The organism is Ruegeria sp. AF8 (assembly GCF_056541825.1).
On the sequence record NZ_JBQFYW010000016.1, the window covers coordinates 56,922 to 74,989 of the forward strand.

General features: G+C 62.9%; 21 protein-coding genes and 1 riboswitch. Of the genes, 13 read left to right on the top strand and 8 right to left on the bottom strand.

Features of this window, described 5'->3' with window-relative positions:
- Positions 1-2 precede the first annotated feature (2 nt).
- From thiS to thiC, 3 genes are read right to left on the bottom strand one after another with little or no spacing between them, the layout of a single operon-like run.
- Positions 3-200, bottom strand: coding sequence for a sulfur carrier protein ThiS (gene thiS, locus ACR0AO_RS19780; RefSeq protein ID WP_480607472.1), 198 nt, complete (start codon positions 198-200; stop codon positions 3-5).
- Entirely contained in the window at positions 169-1,137 is a 969-nt protein-coding gene (locus ACR0AO_RS19785; protein ID WP_480607475.1) for an FAD-dependent oxidoreductase, read from the bottom strand. Before ACR0AO_RS19785 ends, thiS begins: the two co-directional genes overlap by 32 nt.
- Positions 1,134-2,945 (bottom strand): phosphomethylpyrimidine synthase ThiC, encoded by a 1,812-nt coding sequence (gene thiC, locus ACR0AO_RS19790; RefSeq protein WP_480607478.1) that lies wholly within the window; start codon positions 2,943-2,945, stop codon positions 1,134-1,136. The genes ACR0AO_RS19785 and thiC overlap by 4 nt, the downstream gene beginning before the upstream one ends.
- A gap of 114 nt (positions 2,946-3,059) precedes the next feature.
- Positions 3,060-3,180, bottom strand: a riboswitch (TPP riboswitch).
- Positions 3,181-3,576: 396 nt separating this feature from the next.
- Between thiC and ACR0AO_RS19795 the strand changes: the two genes are divergently transcribed.
- The 11 genes from ACR0AO_RS19795 to ACR0AO_RS19845 all read left to right on the top strand — a co-directional run bounded on the left by ACR0AO_RS19795 (position 3,577) and on the right by ACR0AO_RS19845 (position 12,011).
- The gene (locus tag ACR0AO_RS19795) at positions 3,577-4,704 is read left to right on the top strand and encodes an RNA ligase RtcB family protein (RefSeq protein WP_480607479.1); all 1,128 of its coding nucleotides are present in this window, start codon (positions 3,577-3,579) and stop codon (positions 4,702-4,704) included.
- Positions 4,705-4,706: 2 nt separating this feature from the next.
- Entirely contained in the window at positions 4,707-5,339 is a 633-nt protein-coding gene (locus ACR0AO_RS19800) for a peptide chain release factor-like protein (protein WP_480607482.1), read from the top strand.
- Positions 5,339-6,595 (top strand): AAA family ATPase, encoded by a 1,257-nt coding sequence (locus tag ACR0AO_RS19805; RefSeq protein ID WP_480607484.1) that lies wholly within the window; start codon positions 5,339-5,341, stop codon positions 6,593-6,595. Before ACR0AO_RS19800 ends, ACR0AO_RS19805 begins: the two co-directional genes overlap by 1 nt.
- Before the next feature lie 280 nt (positions 6,596-6,875).
- Positions 6,876-7,286, top strand: coding sequence for a universal stress protein (locus ACR0AO_RS19810; RefSeq protein ID WP_480607487.1), 411 nt, complete (start codon positions 6,876-6,878; stop codon positions 7,284-7,286).
- A 48-nt stretch (positions 7,287-7,334) separates the two neighbouring features.
- The gene (gene comD, locus ACR0AO_RS19815; protein WP_480607488.1) at positions 7,335-7,841 is read left to right on the top strand and encodes a sulfopyruvate decarboxylase subunit alpha; all 507 of its coding nucleotides are present in this window, start codon (positions 7,335-7,337) and stop codon (positions 7,839-7,841) included.
- On the top strand, positions 7,838-8,392 hold the full coding sequence (comE, locus tag ACR0AO_RS19820) for a sulfopyruvate decarboxylase subunit beta (protein WP_480607490.1): 555 nt from the start codon (positions 7,838-7,840) through the stop codon (positions 8,390-8,392). The genes comD and comE overlap by 4 nt, the downstream gene beginning before the upstream one ends.
- Positions 8,393-8,422: 30 nt before the next feature.
- On the top strand, positions 8,423-8,854 hold the full coding sequence (locus ACR0AO_RS19825) for a winged helix-turn-helix domain-containing protein (protein WP_480607491.1): 432 nt from the start codon (positions 8,423-8,425) through the stop codon (positions 8,852-8,854).
- A gap of 59 nt (positions 8,855-8,913) precedes the next feature.
- On the top strand, positions 8,914-9,696 hold the full coding sequence (gene modA, locus ACR0AO_RS19830) for a molybdate ABC transporter substrate-binding protein (RefSeq protein WP_480607494.1): 783 nt from the start codon (positions 8,914-8,916) through the stop codon (positions 9,694-9,696).
- Positions 9,697-9,700: 4 nt separating this feature from the next.
- Positions 9,701-10,393, top strand: a complete 693-nt coding sequence (modB, locus tag ACR0AO_RS19835) for a molybdate ABC transporter permease subunit (RefSeq protein WP_480607497.1) — start codon at positions 9,701-9,703, stop codon at positions 10,391-10,393.
- Positions 10,390-11,490: a molybdenum ABC transporter ATP-binding protein gene (gene modC / locus ACR0AO_RS19840; protein WP_480607500.1), complete on the top strand. Its 1,101-nt coding sequence runs from the start codon at positions 10,390-10,392 to the stop codon at positions 11,488-11,490. Before modB ends, modC begins: the two co-directional genes overlap by 4 nt.
- 107 nt (positions 11,491-11,597) lie before the next feature.
- On the top strand, positions 11,598-12,011 hold the full coding sequence (locus ACR0AO_RS19845) for a hypothetical protein (protein WP_480607502.1): 414 nt from the start codon (positions 11,598-11,600) through the stop codon (positions 12,009-12,011).
- A 3-nt stretch (positions 12,012-12,014) separates the two neighbouring features.
- On the opposite strand, the gene hemF is transcribed toward ACR0AO_RS19845, so the two are convergent.
- The 4 genes from hemF to clpS form a co-directional block, all read right to left on the bottom strand.
- Entirely contained in the window at positions 12,015-12,899 is an 885-nt protein-coding gene (gene hemF / locus ACR0AO_RS19850; protein WP_480607503.1) for an oxygen-dependent coproporphyrinogen oxidase, read from the bottom strand.
- 5 nt (positions 12,900-12,904) lie between these two features.
- Complete coding sequence (locus ACR0AO_RS19855; RefSeq protein WP_480607505.1) at positions 12,905-13,705, bottom strand: SDR family NAD(P)-dependent oxidoreductase; 801 nt, start codon at positions 13,703-13,705, stop codon at positions 12,905-12,907.
- A 37-nt stretch (positions 13,706-13,742) separates the two neighbouring features.
- Positions 13,743-14,708, bottom strand: coding sequence for a class I SAM-dependent methyltransferase (locus ACR0AO_RS19860; protein ID WP_480607508.1), 966 nt, complete (start codon positions 14,706-14,708; stop codon positions 13,743-13,745).
- Positions 14,709-14,791: 83 nt separating this feature from the next.
- Positions 14,792-15,133, bottom strand: coding sequence for an ATP-dependent Clp protease adapter ClpS (gene clpS / locus ACR0AO_RS19865; protein WP_480607511.1), 342 nt, complete (start codon positions 15,131-15,133; stop codon positions 14,792-14,794).
- Between the two features lie 91 nt (positions 15,134-15,224).
- Between clpS and ACR0AO_RS19870 the strand changes: the two genes are divergently transcribed.
- Together ACR0AO_RS19870 and ACR0AO_RS19875 are read left to right on the top strand one after the other, a co-directional pair.
- The gene (locus tag ACR0AO_RS19870) at positions 15,225-15,926 is read left to right on the top strand and encodes an HAD family hydrolase (RefSeq protein ID WP_480607514.1); all 702 of its coding nucleotides are present in this window, start codon (positions 15,225-15,227) and stop codon (positions 15,924-15,926) included.
- Between the two features lie 285 nt (positions 15,927-16,211).
- The gene (locus ACR0AO_RS19875) at positions 16,212-17,615 is read left to right on the top strand and encodes a D-alanyl-D-alanine carboxypeptidase family protein (protein ID WP_480607516.1); all 1,404 of its coding nucleotides are present in this window, start codon (positions 16,212-16,214) and stop codon (positions 17,613-17,615) included.
- Between the two features lie 107 nt (positions 17,616-17,722).
- Here ACR0AO_RS19875 and ACR0AO_RS19880 read toward each other — a convergent pair whose 3' ends face one another.
- Positions 17,723-18,037 (bottom strand): hypothetical protein, encoded by a 315-nt coding sequence (locus tag ACR0AO_RS19880; protein ID WP_480607519.1) that lies wholly within the window; start codon positions 18,035-18,037, stop codon positions 17,723-17,725.
- Positions 18,038-18,068: the final 31 nt, after the last annotated feature.

Here is an 18,068-nt window from a genome sequence, read left to right on the forward strand (position 1 = left end):
GTTCAGCCCCCCTGCATCGGTGCCAGCACTTCCAGCCGGTCACCGTCTTCGAGTGTCGCCGCATCGCGAGCCTCGCGCGGTACGAATTTGCCGTTCAGGGCGGTGGCGACGGCAGGGCTGGTGAAGCCCAGTTCGCTCAACACGTCCGCCAGCGTCGATCCGGCAACGTCATGAGGTACTGCGTTCAAGATGATCTTCATGGGGCTGTTCCTGAAAGAATTGTGTGGCCAGCTGGCCCGCGAGGGCGGGGGCCAGCAGAAATCCATGGCGGTAGAGGCCGTTCACATGGGTGGTGTCGCCCGAATGGGCCAACCGCGGCAGGTTGTCGGAAAACGCCGGGCGCAGGCCGACGCCGGTTTCAATCACATGCGCTTCGCCCAGGCCGGGGTGCAGGGTGAATGCCGCGCCCAGCAGTTCGAGCATCGAACGCACGGTGATTTCCCGCCAGGATGAGCTTTCGATCATCGTCGCCCCGATCATGTAGATCCCGTTACCCCGCGGCACGAGGTAGAGCGGGATGCGCGGGTGCAGAAGGCGGACGGTGCGTGTGATCTCGACGTCGGGCGCTTCGATCACCGCCATTTCCCCCCGGATCGGCCGTAGCCCGGGCAGATCGGCGACCATCCCCCGGCAATCCACATCCACCCGCGCGGGAGCGGGCGTGTCATAGAGGATCGGGACGCCCAGATCCTGCACCGCCCGGGTCAGGTCCACGAGCGCGCGGCGCGGGTCAAGGTGGGCCTCGTCCGAAAAGAAGAGCCCGCTCTGGAACCGACCCTTCAGCGCCGGTTCCAACGTGGCGATCTCGCCCGCATTTACCCATTGGTGGCGCTCAGTGCGGCGGGCAAAGCGGGTCAGTTCGGCCCGGTCGCGATGGGGCGCAACCACCAGGGTGCCGCGCCGCGTCACCGGGGTGAATTGCGACCACCAGTTGACGGCGCCGGCGCCCAGGCGCACGACTTCGGGTTCCGCCACCTCGCCTTCGCACCAGGGCGCAAGCATCCCGCCCGCAAACCAGGAGCTTGGGTTGTCCGACGGGGCGGAACCCGCCTCGTAAATCGTCACCTCCGACCCGCGCCGCGCGAGTTCATAGGCGCAGGCGAGGCCGGCCACGCCGGCCCCCGCAATGACGATCATTCGCCCGGTTCCGTTACAGGTTCGGTGACGGACAAATAAAGCTCGCCGCCGTCGCGGAACTTGGCGGCCATCGCCTCCATCCCCTCTTTCTGCGCCTCGGAGCGGATGTCGTGGCTGATCCGCATCGAGCAGAATTTCGGGCCACACATGGAGCAGAAATGCGCCACCTTGTGCGCCTGTTTCGGCAGGGTCTGGTCGTGGAACTCACGCGCCGTGTCCGGATCCAGCGACAGGTTGAACTGGTCCTCCCAACGGAACTCGAAGCGGGCGCGGCTGAGGGCGTCGTCGCGGCGCTGGGCACCCGGCAGGCCCTTGGCCAGATCGGCGGCATGGGCCGCGATCTTGTAGGTGATGACACCGGTTTTCACGTCGTCCCGATCCGGCAGGCCCAGATGTTCCTTGGGTGTGACATAACAGAGCATCGCGCAGCCGAACCAGCCGATCATCGCGGCACCGATGCCGCTGGTGATGTGGTCGTATCCCGGCGCGATATCGGTGGTGAGCGGTCCAAGCGTATAGAAGGGCGCCTCGTGACAGCATTCCAGCTGCTTGTCCATGTTCTCCTTGATCTTGTGCATGGCGACGTGGCCCGGCCCTTCGATCATCACCTGGCAATCCTTGGCCCAGGCAATCCCGGTCAGCTCGCCCAGCGTCTCCAACTCGGCAAATTGCGCCTCGTCATTGGCGTCGGCGATCGATCCGGGGCGCAGGCCGTCGCCCAGCGAGAAGCTCACGTCATACTGGCGGCAGATATCGCAGATCTCGTTGAAATGCTCATACAGGAAGCTTTCCTTGTGGTGATGCAGGCACCACTTGGCCATGATCGAACCGCCGCGCGAAACGATCCCGGTCACCCGGTTCACCGTCATCGGCACCATGTGCAGGCGAACACCGGCATGGATGGTGAAATAGTCCACACCCTGTTCGGCCTGTTCGATCAGCGTGTCCCGGAACACCTCCCAGGTCAGGTCTTCGGCAATGCCGTTTACCTTTTCCAGCGCCTGATAGAGCGGCACGGTGCCAATGGGCACCGGGCTGTTGCGGATAATCCATTCGCGGGTGTTGTGGATGTTGCGGCCGGTGGACAGATCCATGACCGTATCCGCGCCCCAGCGGATCGACCAGACCATCTTGTCCACTTCCTCTTCCATTGAAGAGGTCACCGCCGAGGTGCCCATATTGGCGTTGATCTTGACCAGAAAATTGCGCCCGATGATCATCGGTTCGCTTTCGGGGTGGTTGATGTTGGCGGGGATGATGGCGCGGCCCGCCGCAACCTCGTCCCGCACGAATTCGGGGGTTACATAGTCGGGGATATTTGCGCCCCAGTCATTGCCCTGCCGCTGTTCGGCGAAAGCTTCACGCAGCTGGTTTTCGCGGATGGCGATGAACTCCATCTCGGGGGTGACGATCCCGGCACGGGCATAGGCCAGTTGCGTCACCGCCTTGCCGTCTTTGGCACGCAGAGGGCGCGGGCGGACGGGGAATTCCGGGGTCAACCGATCACCTTCGACAAAGCCGTTATCCTCGGGCTTGATGTCACGACCCTCGTATTCCTCGACATCGCCGCGCGCCTCGATCCAGTTGCGGCGCAGCGGCGTCAGACCCTGGCGGATATCGGTGATCACGTCCGGGTCGGTATAGGGCCCCGAGCTGTCATAGACCGGCAGCGGTGGCTCACCGGCGGTGGGATGGACCGAAATCTCGCGCATCGGCACACGCACATCCGGGTGCAGGGTTCCGTTCACATAGATCTTGCGCGAGGCGGGCAGACCACCGGTGGTGATCTTCGGGTTGGGGACGTTCATTTTGGCGCTCCTCAAGCTTGCACTCAAAAAGACACCAGATGAGCCAAGGCTTGGGAAACAGAGGGGGTCGGCCCCTTGTTCGGGTGACGCTTGCCAGAGGGGATACGATTCCCGGGGCGAGCGGCCCTAGCTTCCTACGCCAGTATCAACTGGGTCAGGTTCAAAGGGTCGCATCACCAGGGTTTCCCCATGTCAGCCTCTCAGTCCCCTAAGCGGGACTCCCCTGCGTGGGCGCTTGATTAAATCAGAATGTGTGACGTTGCAAGGTTGCAAAGTCTGTCTCCGGGCATGTTACCGGCGCAAGCCCGAAAGCGGGTGGTTCATTGGCGCCGGTTGCGCATGAAGACAGTCGTCGCCTCAGCCGAGCCGAATGCCTGTCTCCGAAATGTCACAGCGATACCGGGATGCAACAATTCTTGTTGTCGGAACCCGATGCTCTGACATATCGGTCAGGTCTTCGCCGACCGACAGGTCCAGTTTCAACCCCGAATCAGGAAAGGGCACCACATGCTAATTCATCGCACCGCCCTTAGGGGTCTGATCATAGTCCGAGCCGCATCCGGCCGGAACTGATCGTGCTGTCCGACATTGCGTCGGAAGTCAGAACAATTGAAAAACTGGAACCTGTTCCATGGGCAATTTTGTCTTGGGCGGTGGTCTGCGCGCTGATGTCAGCGGCGGCACCGTCAACAAATTCTATACGGACCGGGCCTGGATTGATGGCCGGGCCGAACAACAATTGTCGCAAATCGCCGGCTGGCAGGGCGTGCAGAAACTCGCGGCGTTCCCTGATCTGCATCCGGGTAAATACGGCCCGGTCGGCTGCGCAGTTCTGGCGGACCGCATCTTTCCGCAACTGATCGGCAGCGATATCGGCTGTGGCATGGCCTTCTTTGCGCTCGATATGCCGGCGCGCAAATTCAAACTCGACAGGGCGCTGCGGCGGATGCGGGTTTTGGGCGAACCTGCGGTCGACGCCCATGCCGACCGGTTGGAGGCGTTGGGCCTCTCTCGGGATACCCATTCCGCCGCGCTCGGTACGGTGGGGGGCGGCAATCACTTTTGTGAGGTGCAGCGCCTGACGGACGTCTCGGTCGCCGGGCTGGACAAGGATGAGCTGTATTTGCTGGTGCATTCGGGGTCACGCGGTTTCGGGCAGGCAATCTTTTCTGCGCTGTCCGAGCGGATGTTTTCGCAAGGCATCTCGGACAGTGAAGGCATAAGCGCATATTTGCGGGGCCACGATCAGGCCGTTCTTTGGGCCAGGCTGAACCGCCGGATCATCGCTGAACGCGCGGCTGAGGCCCTGGGCGCCGATCTGCGCCAGATTTGCGACGTTCCGCACAACCTTCTGACCCGGGGTGGTGGCGGATGGCTGCATCGCAAGGGGGCCGTCGTGGCGCGGGACGGTATTGTCCCGCTTGCGGGGTCGCGCGCGACGGTCAGTTATCTGATGCAGGGCGCGAACCATCCCGATGCCTTGGAATCGCTCGCCCATGGGGCGGGGCGCCGGTATGACCGCGGCTCGATGCATGGGCGGCAGCGGGGCAAGCGTTCGGATATCGAGGCGATGCAGCGCAATCCCTTTGGCGGCCGCATTCTGTGCGAAGACCGCGACCTGCTGATCGAAGAGGCTCCGCTGGCCTATAAATCGACCGAGGCCGTGATGGGCGATCTGGTGCGAACCGGCGTGGCCCGACGGGTCGGCACGCTTCATCCCTTGCTGACCTACAAGACCATCCGGGGCGCGAGGAGGTGACCATGGAAGCGCATATCTCTTTGCTGATCACGGGCGGCAACGGTCCGGAGGAATGTCATCAGGCGGTGGCCGGAATTCTGCGGCGGATGCAGGAAGAGGCCGAGGTGCTGGGCGTCGCGCTGAATGTCGATGCCGAAGCCACCAGGTTCGGCCTCAAATCCGCGGTTCTTGTTCCCGATGGTCCCGGAGCGCGAAGCTTTGCCATGCGATGGCTTGGCACCCTCTGCTGGCGGTCCAAAAGCGCGCTGCGGCGGCAACACAAGCGGTCAAACTGGTTCGTGGGTGTCTTCGAATTGCCTCAGACAGATGGCGGGCCAGTGGCAATCCGCTTGCAAGATGTCACGTTCGGGAGTTTTCGCGCCGGCGGTCCGGGCGGGCAGCACCAGAATACCACCGACAGCGCGGTGCGGGCCACGCATGGGCCCTCGGGCCTGACGGCCGTGGCACGCGAAAGCCGCTCGCAGCACCGCAACAAGGCGCTGGCGCTTCAACGTTTGCAAATGTTGAGCAATGCCCATGCCAGTGCCGCCCGGCAGGCCGCCAAAGACACGCAGCACCAGTTGCACCACGCTGTCGCATTCGGCAGTCCGGTTCGGACATTCATCGGCCCGGACTTCCGCGAGGTGGTCACATGATGACCGAAGGTCTGAATGATTTTCTGTCCAACGCGGCGGGCAGTGATTTCTTTGCCGGTGGGCTTGCGCTCGGGGCGCTCGGCGTTGCGGTTGCGGCGTTGCGCCTGCTCTGGGAACGCGTCTATGGCGCGCTCATGCGGCGAATCTGGGTCAGCCTGACCCTGGACAACCGCAACGCCGCCTATCGCCATTTCTGCATCTGGATGGAGCGCAACGGCGTGCTGACCAGCAGCAGGCACGTACGCATGATGGACGGCAGCTGGGCCGGCGGCACCAGAGGGTTTGCCCCCGCGCCCGGGCGGCACTGGTTTCTGCGCGATGGAAGGCTATGCCGGTTGGAGCGTGACATCAATGAAAAGACCCGTATCGGCGGTTCTCACAACCAACGTCCGATGGAGACGCTGAAGATCACGGTGCTTTTCGGCAGCGTTCCGACCGTGCTGGGCTGGATCGAGGAAGGCCGGAACGCCGCGCAATGCAAGGACCGGATTGGCCCGGGCCTGCATATCCTGCGTGGGGATTACTGGGACGAGGTCGGGGACATCCCGCGCCGGTCCATTGACACGGTTCTGGTTGATGACGACAGGGTCGCCATCGTGCTGAACGACATGCGCTGGTTCTACGGGGCCAGCGATTGGTATGCCGCGCGGGGTGTGCCTTGGCGCCGGGGATATTTGTTTCACGGCCCGCCCGGGACCGGCAAGTCCAGCCTGATACGGGCTCTGGCTTCGGAACTCGGGCTGGATATTGCAACGCTGGATGTCGGCCGCGCCACGCTGACCGATGATGATCTGCGCGAGGCGATGATCTGTGCGCCCAGGGGTGCGGTGATCGCGATCGAGGATGTGGACGCCGTATTCACCCAGCGCGAGGGCGCGGAGAAGCGCGCCGGTATCAGCTTTTCCGGCCTTCTGAACGCCATTGACGGCGTCGCGGCACAAGAGGGGCGGGCACTGATTATGACGACGAACCACATTGAAAAGCTCGACCCGGCGCTGATCCGTCCGGGGCGCGCGGATGTTCACATGGAGCTTGGCCAAATCGGCGCCGGCACTGCCCGGAAGCTGTTCGAGCGGTTCTTCCCCGGCGAGGACGATCTTGCGCAGCAGTTCGAGGCGGGATTGGGTGCCGGGCAGTTCAGTCCGGCTCAGGTGCAGGCGTGGTTGCTGGCCCACAGCACTGATCCATCGCAGGCGGCGCTGGCGGGAAGGGGCTGGATATCTGGTACCACGCCGGGAACTTGCCGCCGTTCCTGAAAAACGAAGGAAAGAACAGAGGGAAACGACAAGGGTTGCCGTTCATCTTTGGTGTCACCTGAAAGAGCCTGAGCGAAATCGGTGCAGGAAAAACACCCGGCCTGATGGCGGAGTACTCGTCGAAAAATCTTGCAGGGGACCACGTTTACCGGCACCGTATGTCCCTACGGCCAGGGTTTTCGCCGGACCGAGTGGGCGGGTCTTTTGCGCTTGGGCACCGCCACCGCGCCAAGGATCATCCCGGTGCGGTAACGCGGACCCGGCAGAGATGGAGGCAGCCATGTACAAAAAAGTTCTGGTTCCGATGGCGCTGGATCACGGCATCTCTCAGCGCACGCTGGAAGTGGCCCGAACCCTGTCCAACGAGGGCGCGGAAATCATCGCGCTGCATGTGTATGAGGCGCCCCAGGGCTCGGTCAGGACATATCTGGACAAGGCCGACGTCAAGGAGGCGTTTCAGTATGCGCGCAGGCAACTTCTGGAGAAGATCGAGGGCCTTGAAGGTGTCACGGCCGAAATCGTCAGGGGCCACACGGCGCGAACAATCATCGAATATGCGGGCGACAACGACGTCGAATGCATTGTCGTCGGCTCGCACAAGCCGGGTCTCAGCGATTATTTCCTGGGATCGACCGCGTCACGAGTGGTGCGCCATGCCCCATGCGCCGTGCACGTGCACCGCCTGCCCTGAGCCCTTCAACCGCGCCCGAAGCGCCCATTCAGGACCGACCGCCCGGACATGAACATAGACAGGAAAATAGCTGATACTCTGGTCGCGAACGGTATCTCGTTCGTCACCTCGGTGCCGTGCAAGCAACTGGCCGGCGTTATTGCCGAAATCGACGGGCGAGAGGAATTCCGCCATGTCCCCTCCAACAAGGAAGACGAGGGCATGGGGCTGTGCGCCGGGGCCTGGATGGGTGGCAAGCGCCCCGCCATCATTATGCAGAACACCGCCATCGGCGTAACGATCAACACGCTGGCGACGCTGATCCAGTTCTACCGGATACCGCTTCCGATGCTGATCTCCTATCGCGGCGAGCTGCGCGAACCGGTGGCCTGCCAGGTCGAGATGGCGGTCCACACAAAGGCGCTGCTGGCGCAGCTTAATATCCCCACCTATCATTTCCACCATCAGAGGGACGTCGAGGAACTGGATGCCATCCTCAAATACACTTTCATGTGCAACAAGCCCGTGGCGATCCTGACGGATGCCAGTTTCTGGGGAGGCTATGGCGACCAATGATCCGTTCCGAAATCCTGAAAGAAATCGCCCCGATCATCCGTGACCATCTGGTGGTCTGCAATATCGGCATCCCCAGTCAGGAACTGCACGCGATCGACGATCAGCCGACCAATTTCTATATGCTGGGCACCATGGGTCTGGCCTCGTCCATCGGGTTCGGTCTGGCCCTTGCACAGCCCAGGCCGGTGATCGTGATTGACGGCGACGGGTCGGTTCTGACCAATCTGGGCACATTGCCGACCATCGGCAACCATCAGGCCGACAATTTTATCCTGCTGATCATCGACAACGGGTCCTATGGATCGACCGGGGATCAGCCGACCTATTCGGGTCAGCGGACTTCACTTGCGGGCATGGCGCGCGAGGCGGGCTGCGAGAATGTGGTCGAATGCCAGGCGGAAGAGACCGCCGCCGCGTTGCAACAGGCGCTGGATGCGGGCCGGAAAACCGTCATCGTGAGCAAATGCGAAAGCGGCAATGCCAAAATGCCCGTCATCACCATGGACCCGGTGGTCATCCGCGACCGCTTCATGAAGGCTGTGGCGGGATGATGGGCGCAGGCGCCATCAGTGGTGCCGGGGATGCGGCCTGTTCTGCCGATCCCGGTTGAACCCCGCGCCGAGGCCAAGCACTATCGCGCCATGACAAACCGTTTTCCCGCCCCCCGTTTTCGACTGCGTGTCGTGTTCAGCCCGGACGAGATGATCGGACCGGGCAAGGCCGAGTTGCTGGAGCATATCGCGCGCAACGGCTCCATCGCGGCGGCGGGCCGCGAGATGAACATGAGCTACAAGCGGGCCTGGCAACTGGTCGAGACGATGAACACGATGTTCGCCGAGCCGGTGGTGCGCAGCACACGCGGAGGCGCCAGCCGAGGCGGGGCCGAACTGACGCCGATGGGGCGCGAGGTGCTGGCGGCTTATCGATTGCTCGAAGACGAGGCGCGTCAGGCCGCGCGTACGCAAATCGAAAAGCTTCAAGGGATGCTGCGCAACCGGGGCAGTGAAAATTAGGGCTTGCCCTTGTTTATGAACCTCCGATATTCCCCGAGAAACATAACGAGCCTTCGCCCATGACCATGACCCTTTCCCGCATCTGCCGTATCTGGGCTGCCGCGTTGGGCCTTTGCGCCGCGCTGGCGATGCCGGTGCGGGCAGGCGAGGACATCCTTGTCTTTGCGGCGGCCAGTCTGAAAACCGCGCTGGACGAAATCGCGGCGGGCTATTCGGCGGACAGCGGGCAGCCGGTGACCATCTCTTACGCCGGGTCCTCGGTTCTGGCGCGTCAGATACAGCTTGGCGCACCGGCGCAGGTTTTTCTGTCTGCCAATGCCGAATGGATGGACGTTCTGGAGGCGGAAGGCCTCATCGACGCGGCGACCCGGGTGGACCTGCTGGGCAACAGTCTTGTTCTGGTCGGGCCACCCACCGGAGAAGCCCCGGTCGAGATCGGGCCGGATTATGACCTGGGTCGTCGTCTGGGCGGTGGTCACCTTGCCATGGCGCTGGTGGATTCGGTGCCCGCCGGTGTCTATGGGCAGGCGGCGCTGCGGGATCTGGGTCTTTGGGGCGCCGTGTCGGATCGCATTGCGCAATCCGACAACGTGCGTGCCGCGCTTGCCCTGGTTGCCGTTGGTGCGGCACCTTTCGGGGTGGTCTATGCCACCGACGCGATGGCCGACGGCCGCGTTCAGGTCGTGGGGCGCTTTCCGGCCTCGTCGCATCCACCGATCGTCTATCCCGCTGCGGTGACGGCCGGGGGCTCTGCCTCTGCCGGCGATTTCCTTGCCTATCTGCGGCGGGGCGAGGCCCGCCGCATCTTTGCCGCGCAGGGGTTCACCCTGCCGGAGGACTAGCGCCATGGGCTGGCTGGGACCGCAGGAATGGAGCGCCCTGATGCTGTCGCTCAAGGTATCGCTCTGGGCGACGGCGGTGGCGCTGCCGTTCGGGATATTCGTGGCTTACGCGCTGGCCCGCTGGCGGTTTCCGGGGCGGCATGTCGTGAACGGGCTGGTGCATCTGCCGCTCATCCTGCCGCCGGTGGTCACCGGGTATCTGCTGCTGTTGACCTTTGGCACCCAGGGCCCGCTGGGCAATGCCCTGCAACAGGTCGGTATCGTCTTTGCCTTCCGCTGGACCGGGGCAGCGCTGGCGGCGGGGATCATGGCCTTTCCCCTGATGGTGCGCGCCATCCGGCTGTCGATCGAGGCGGTCGACCCCAGACTGGAACAGGCGGCTGCAACGCTGGGCGCGAACCGGCTGATGGTGTTCGCCACGGTCACGCTGCCGATGATCCTGCCGGGCATCGTCGCCGGGGCGATCCTGGCCTTTGCCAAGGCGATGGGCGAGTTTGGCGCCACCATCACCTTTGTGTCGAACATTCCCGGTCAGACACAGACACTGCCCTCGGCCGTCTATGCCTTTCTGCAGGTGCCGGGCGGCGAGCCTGCGGCAACGCGGCTTGTGCTTGTTTCCATCGGGATCGCGATGGGTGCGTTGCTGTTGTCGGAATATGTCGGCAGACGCGCGGCGGCACGGGTGGCCGGAACGTGACGCTGTCGGTGCATATCGAACACCGGCTGCCCGATATGGCGCTGGACGTGGCCTTCGATGCGCCGCCGGGGGTGACCGTTCTGTTCGGGCGGTCGGGGTCTGGCAAGACCACGGTGGTCAATGCGGTGGCCGGATTGCTGAAACCCGATATCGGCCGGGTCGCGGTGGGAGACTGGGTTCTGTTCGACACGCAGGAGGGGCGGTGGCTGCCGCCGCACCGACGCCGGCTTGGCTATATCTTTCAGGAAGGCCGCCTGTTTCCGCATCTCACCGTGCGGCAGAACCTTGCCTATGGCCGCTGGTTCGCCCCGCGTGGTACGCGCCACGAAAGCGAGGCGAAGGTTGTGGAAATACTGGGCATCGGCCGCCTGATGGATCGCAGACCCTCGGATCTGTCGGGGGGCGAGAAACAGCGCGTCGCCATCGGACGCGCCCTGCTGGCCGGTCCGCGCCTGATTCTGGCGGATGAGCCGCTGGCGGCGCTGGACGAAGCCCGCAAGGCGGAGATCCTGCCCTATTTCGAGCGGCTCAGGGACGAGGTTTCGGTTCCGATCCTGTATGTCACCCATTCTGCCGCCGAGGTGGCGCGGCTGGCGACATCGGTCGTGGCCCTGCAGGACGGGCGCGTTGCCCGGCACGGGCCGGCGTCCGAGGTCATGTCCGACCCGGCGGTCGCGCCAGCGGGCGTGCGGGCGGTCGGAGCGATATTGCAGGCGCGTGTCCTGACCCATCACGACGACGGTCTGACCGAGCTGCAGGCGGGCGACAACCGCCTGTTTCTGCCCCGCATCCCGCACCGGATCGGCGAAACCCTGCGGGTGCGCATCGCCGCGCAGGAGGTGATCCTGGCCAGCCACCGGCCCGAAGGAATATCGGCGCTGAATGTCCTTTCCGGCTCGGTCACCGGTATCCGCCCGGGCGACGGGCCGGGGGCGATCGTCTCGGTCGCGACCAACGCCGGACCCATACTGGCCCGCGTCACACGGCGGTCGGTGGCAGCCCTTGGCCTTGCGGTGGGGAGCGAATGCTATGCCATCGTCAAGACAGTGGCGATTGCACCGGAGGATGTCGGCGGGCGTGTTCTGCACGGCACCTGATGACATCGCCGGTCTCAAAAAATAACACCCACGTGTTTCCATGTGGGAGCGGCGGCGGAATGCGCTATGTTTACCCGAGATTGCAGGTTTCAAATTTGGAGATATGGATGAAAAAGCTGGTTAAGGCGAGTGTTCTGGCCATTCTGATTCTGGCCCCGGGTATGGCTTTGGCTTTCCGGGCGTGGAACCGGTCCGAAGTCACCCCCATCGGCAACGGCGTGTTCGAGGTCGTGAATTATTTCGGCTCTGCCCCCAAGGACTATTGGTGCGGCGCCGGCGATTACGGCATCCGGGTGCTCGGGCTGACAGGCGGCGAACGCATCTATTTGTGGCACGAGATCGGGCCATCGGTATCGCGGCCGGGAAAGAAGGGCGTGCAGTTTTCGATGCAAGCGCCGGCGGACGCAGATACCACGCCGGGATTTTCCGTGACCGTCAAGCGGGTCGGTGACAACATGTCTGCCGTGATGGCGCAGGGGTATTGTTACGACAACATCTCTGACGAGTTGTGGCTGCGGTAACGCTCAGACCCATTTCGCCATTGGCGGCAGACTCATCAGCACGGCATCGGGATCATGGCCGGTTTCCAGCCCGAACTTGGTGCCGCGGTCGTAGACGAGGTTGTATTCCGCATAGAGACCGCGGTGCACCAGTTGGGTGTTCTTGTCTCCGGCGGTGAAGCCCTGCCCCCTGCGTTTCTCGACCAGCGGCACAAACGCGGGCAGAAAGGCGCGGCCGATATCCTGGGTCAAAGCGAAATCGGCCTGCCAGTCGCCCGAGCAATAGTCATCCATGAAAATACCGCCGACGCCGCGCGCGCGCTTGCGGTGCGGGATATAGAAATACTCGTCGGCCCAGTCCTTGAGACGCGGATAGTGGCCCGTGCCATGCGGGTCGAGGAACGCTTTCTGGGTGGCGTGAAAATGAGCGGTGTCCTCGTCATATTCGATACAGGGGTTCAGGTCGGACCCACCGCCGAACCACCAGGCATGCGGTGTCCAGAACATCCGCGTGTTCATGTGGACCGCAGGCACATGCGGGTTTTGCATATGCGCCACAAGGCTGATGCCCGAGGCCCAGAAGCGCGGGTCTTCGGCCATGCCCGGAATGCCCTTGCGCGCCGCCATCGCCGCCTGTGCCCGCGTACCCAGCGTGCCATAGACGGTCGAGACATTGACGCCCACCTTTTCGAACACACGCCCGCCGCGCATGACGGACATCAGCCCGCCACCGGCGTCCGATCCGTCATCCGACCGACGTTTGGTCTCGGTAACCTCGAACCGGCCCGGTTCGGTATCCGAGAACGGCCCGCTGTCGTGGCTGTCCTCAAGCGCTTCGAAGGTGGCGACGATCTCGTCCCGCAGTTGACGGAACCAGGTTGAGGCGGTGGTTTTTTCAGTATCGAACATGGGTTTCAGTGGGCTGGGGCTGCGACTGTATCGAGAAGGGTGCGACCGCCATCGACGGTCAGAATCTGACCGGTCATGAACCCCGAGGCCTCAGAGGCCAGAAACTGCGCCGTTTCGGTCAGTTCGGTCGGCGCCGCGATCCGGGCCAGCGGGGTGTGTTTTTCGATGTCCAGACGGAACTCGCGGTTTTCCTTGAGGGTCTGGCGCAGCGATGCGCTCATGATGGATCCCATCGCGATGGCGTTTACGCGAATGCGGCTGGGCGCCAGAGATACCGCGAGCGAGCGCGTTAGCTGATCCAGCGCCGCCGTCGAAACCGAATAGGCCAGCAGCTCCGGATGGGTCCGGCGCGCGGCCACGGAGGACAGGTTGATGATCGAACCTGCCGGACCTTCGTCATCCCGATCCGCCTGTTTGATCATCCGCTTCGCGACCAGTTGGGTCAGCCGCAATGCCGGCATGAGGTTCTGGTTCAGCAATTCGCGAACCGAGTCGTCCTCAAGATCCAGCGGATCGGTCGGCAGAACCTGCCGCGCGCCGTTGACCAGGATATCCACCTGATCGAAAGCATCCAGGGTCGCGGACAACAGATTGGCGATGGTCAGTTTTTCCCGCAGATCGCCGGCAAAATAGCGAACGTTGCTATCTTCGCCCTGTTCGCCAAGTTCATCCAGCAGCCGTGCCTCGTCCATGTCGGCGAACATGACATTCGCCCCTGCTTCGGCAAAGTGGCGGCCGATGGCCAGCCCGATGCCATTGGCGGCACCGGTGACGATTGCGGTTTTGCCCGCGATGGAAAAGGACATGAGGTTCCTCCTGAGTCGCGGCGCACGTTAACCGGGATCACCGCCGAGGGCGAGAGGCGTGAAGCACCTTGAAGCGGTTGTTTCCCGCTGTCTCCTTGACGGATGCGAAGCAGTCGGCCAGAGATGCCTCATAGGGCAGATGGCGGTTGGCGACCATCCACAGCTGCCCCGAGCGTCCAAGATTTCGCGCGGCGGTCTGAATGAATCCCTTGCCGATGGACGGGTCCGCAGAGCGGGAGGTGTGGAACGGCGGGTTCATCACTACCGCATCCAGCGGCACGGCGGATTGCCACGTCAGGGCATCGGCCCAGTGGAATCGGGCGCGGGTGTCCCGCACGTTTTCCTGCGCACAATCCAGCGCCGCGTGATCAGCCTCGACCAGATCGAGCATTTCGATGCCGCCATCCTTCAGAAGATGTGCCGACAGATACCCCCACCCGGCGCCGAGATCGGCGACGTGACGGCCCAGTTTTCCGGGCAATGCGGAAAGCAGCAGTTCAGAGGCAGGATCGACGCCATCCGCCGAAAACACACCCGGCGCGGTCGCAAAGCCGTCGGCCTGTTGGCGTTCGGGCGCGGCCCAGTCGGAAAATGCACCGGCATCAGACGTGAACCAGAAAATCTTACCATGGGCTTTGGAAATCGGCCCGTGCACCGTGACCCTTTTTCGAATGTCCTTGAGCAGGCTGTCGATGCCGTCGGTCTTTCCCCCGTCGATGATGACCGTTCCCGAGGCCCGCGCGGTCGCTTTTTGGACCATCGCCCGTGCCAAAGCCTTGGCGCGCGGCAGAAACAGGACCGCGTCCGCGCAGGGCGCATCCGAGGCGGGCGTTGCACGGAATCCGAGCGTCGCGAAATGATCGTGGAACGGTTTGAACGGCTGCACCACCTCAGCCCCGCCGGGCAGGTCCGACAGGTCGTGTTCGGGTGTGGGCAGCAGGACGGAAAGGGGTTCGGACAGGGTCAGTCCGTTTTGCAGGGCAAGGAAAATGCGGGGCGACATTCAAGAATCCGGGTCGTGTGAGAGGGGCGGGGCGGGCCTGGGCAGGCCACGGCAGCGGGCATTGTCACGGCCGGTCCGCCGGTTCAATCCTCTTTTTCCATCGTGCATTGCAGCGGGTGCTGATGGCGGCGGGCAAAATCCATCACCTGTCCGACCTTGGTTTCGGCAATCTCGTGACTGAACACGCCCACCACGGCCACACCTTTCTTGTGCACGGTCAGCATGATCTCGAACGCCTGCGCGTGGCTCATGCCAAAGAAACGTTCCAGCACATGCACGACGAATTCCATCGGCGTGTAGTCGTCATTCAGCAGCAGAACCTTGTAGAGCGGCGGACGCTTGGTTTTTGGGCGCGTCTGTACGAGGACCGAAGTGTTTTCATCCTCGTTCGGCTTGTCCGACATCGACAGGGGTTCGATCACCATTACTTGCAAATTTCCGATTCAGCCTTCGGTTCAATAGAGCGCTTATATAACGTTAGCGCAGCTTTGGAAAAGAGAAAGCAGGCAATTTGGCATGGGACAAAAGCTCACGACCGTCGGGTTCGACGCTGACGATACGCTGTGGCACAACGAAAGGTTCTTTCAGCTGACACAGTCGCATTTCGCAAGCCTGCTGGCCGATCACGCCGAAAAGGACCACCTGATCGAGCGGCTGCTGGCGGCGGAAAGGCGCAACATCCGGCACTATGGATATGGGGTAAAGGGGTTCACCCTGTCGATGATCGAAACCGCGGTCGAGGTGACCCGGGACCGGGTGCCCGGTTCGGTGATCCGTCAACTGATCGAAGCGGGACAGGAGATGCTGGCGTATCCCATCGAATTGCTGCCCCATGCGCGCGAAGCGGTCACGGCCGTGGCGGAAACGCACAGGGTCGTGCTGATCACCAAGGGCGACCTGATCGATCAGGAACGCAAACTGGCGCAGTCGGGACTGGGTGAGCTTTTCGACGAGGTCGAGATCGTGTCGGAAAAAACACCCGACATTTATCACGGTATCTTCGCCCGGCATGGTGACGGTGCGGCGCAGGCAATGATGGTTGGCAATTCCATGCGGTCGGATGTTCTGCCCGCGATCGCGGCCGGCGGGTGGGGCGTTTTCGTGCCGCACGGGCTGGAATGGGACGTCGAAAAGGCCGAAGCCCCCGAGGATCGACAGCGTTTTCGCGAGATTCCGGACTTGGGGGATCTGGCAGGTCTGGTGCGTTCGCTGGACTAGACACGCTTGTTGCAAAAGCGCCTCATATTCCAATTTTATCGACGCAAATTTGGTGGAATGGCCTGCCACACCCCAAATATGGTCCATTGCCCGAATCGGAATACCACATACAGGGTTGCGCTTTCAGGAATTTGAAGGTGTGAAATTGGCGCTTTCGGTTTCTTTCGGCAAAACCCTGTGTTACGCTCGGTCCAACAAAAAGAAATTTAGCCGACCGGAAAAACCGGCGGCGCGAGGCAGACAGAGGCAAAGATCGTGCAGGTTCGGCGAACAGGTCCGGCCCGTATGGGGCTATATCTTTCAGCATTTTTGTGGCTGCTTTTGGTGGCACCGCTGCAGGCGATTGCGGCGCCCTATGCGGCGATGGTCATCGACGCCCGAACGGGCGAAGAACTGCATTCCAGGAATGCGGATGCCCGGTTGCACCCGGCCTCGCTGACAAAGATGATGACGCTCTATATCGCCTTCGAGGCGGTACGGAACGGTGAAATCACCCTTGACACAATGGTAACGGTCCCGGCGCAGGCGGCGGCGGAACCACCGTCGAAGCTGGGTCTGCGGAGCGGGCAGAAGATCGCCTTCCGCTTTCTGATCCGGGCGGCGGCGGTGAAATCGGCAAACGACGCGGCAACGGCGATCGGGATCGCGCTCAGCGGCTCCGAGGCCGCTTTTGCCCGCCGCATGACGCGCACCGCCAAATCGATGGGCATGACCCGCACAACCTTCAAGAATGCGCATGGCCTGACCGAGGCAGGCCACCTGTCCAGCGCGCGCGACATGACCACGCTGGGCCGGCATCTGCTGTATGACTACCCGCAGTATTACAACCTGTTCTCGCGCAAATCCACGAATGCGGGGATCAAGACCGTTCCCAATACGAACCGCAAACTGCTGGCGGCTTACCAGGGGGCGGACGGGATCAAGACCGGTTATACCCGCGCGGCGGGTTTCAACCTGGTGGCGTCGGCCAAGCGCCGGGATGAGCGCATCATCGCCACCGTCTTTGGCGGCAAGTCCAGCGCATCGCGCAATGCCAAGGTGGCGGAATTGCTGGATCTCGGCTTTCGCAAAGCGCCGTCGCGCGCGCCGATCCGCAAACCTGCGCGCCCTCAATATGCTGGCAATACCGGGATCGAGGATAGTGCAACCAAAACGATCCGGCTGGTTCGCGCCCCGGAAAAAAGCCCCCGCCCGCCATCCCGCCCGGGCGCGCAGCCGGTTCTGGTTGCCAGCGCTGTTGCGGAAAATGCGGCCAGAAACGGCTCGCTGATCCAGAACAGCATCGAGGCCGCCATTGCCGAAGCCGGGGCAGTCGCCACGCCGGCGGCGGCGGCGGATCCTGCCGGTACCCGTCCGGTGGTGCGTCCGAACAAGCTGGTGCTTGCTTCGGCCTCGCCGGAACCGGTGCCGGAACCCGAGCAGGAGATCGTCACCCGCCTGTCCACATCGGGGGGGCATCTTTGGGGCATCAATGTGGGCCGCTATACCACCCGGTACGAGGCCGAGAAAATCCTGCTGAGAACTGCACTGGCGGAAATGACCACGCTTGACGGTACGCTACGCAAGGTCAATCAAAGCACCCGCGGGTTCGATGCCACCTTTCAGGGCATGACGCGCGAACAGGCCGACCTGGCCTGCCGCCGGCTGAAAGCCCGCAATGTCACCTGTTTCATGATCGGGCCATCCTGAAGTCTGACGCTCACTCACTCACTCACTCACTCACGCGAACCGAACGGCTGCGAACCCCATCGCAGCCGTTTTCCGTCGCAGTGCGGGTAATTCCGCTCGTCCCGGTTTCAGATCAGCAGCATCGGCCGCCCAAGGGACGGGTTCACCGGCGTGCAATAGGCAAAAGGGCCATCCTGCCGGGTTTCGATCATCACGATACGCCAGCATGACGGCAGGGTCCGCACTTCGGAGACCACGGCATCATTGTCCCGGAACTCCGTCACGAGGGTAACGGTATCCCCTTCAGCCAGGCACCCGGCATCCAATGGCGACAATTCCACCAGAGCCAGGTTTTTTCGCAGGTTCGTCGGCCGACACGTCAGTGTGTTCCTGACGGTTTTCGCTTTCGGGGTCGGTTGGTCGAGCGTGACTTTGACGTTCATCGGGGTCCTCCGGGTCAGACAGCCTGATTGG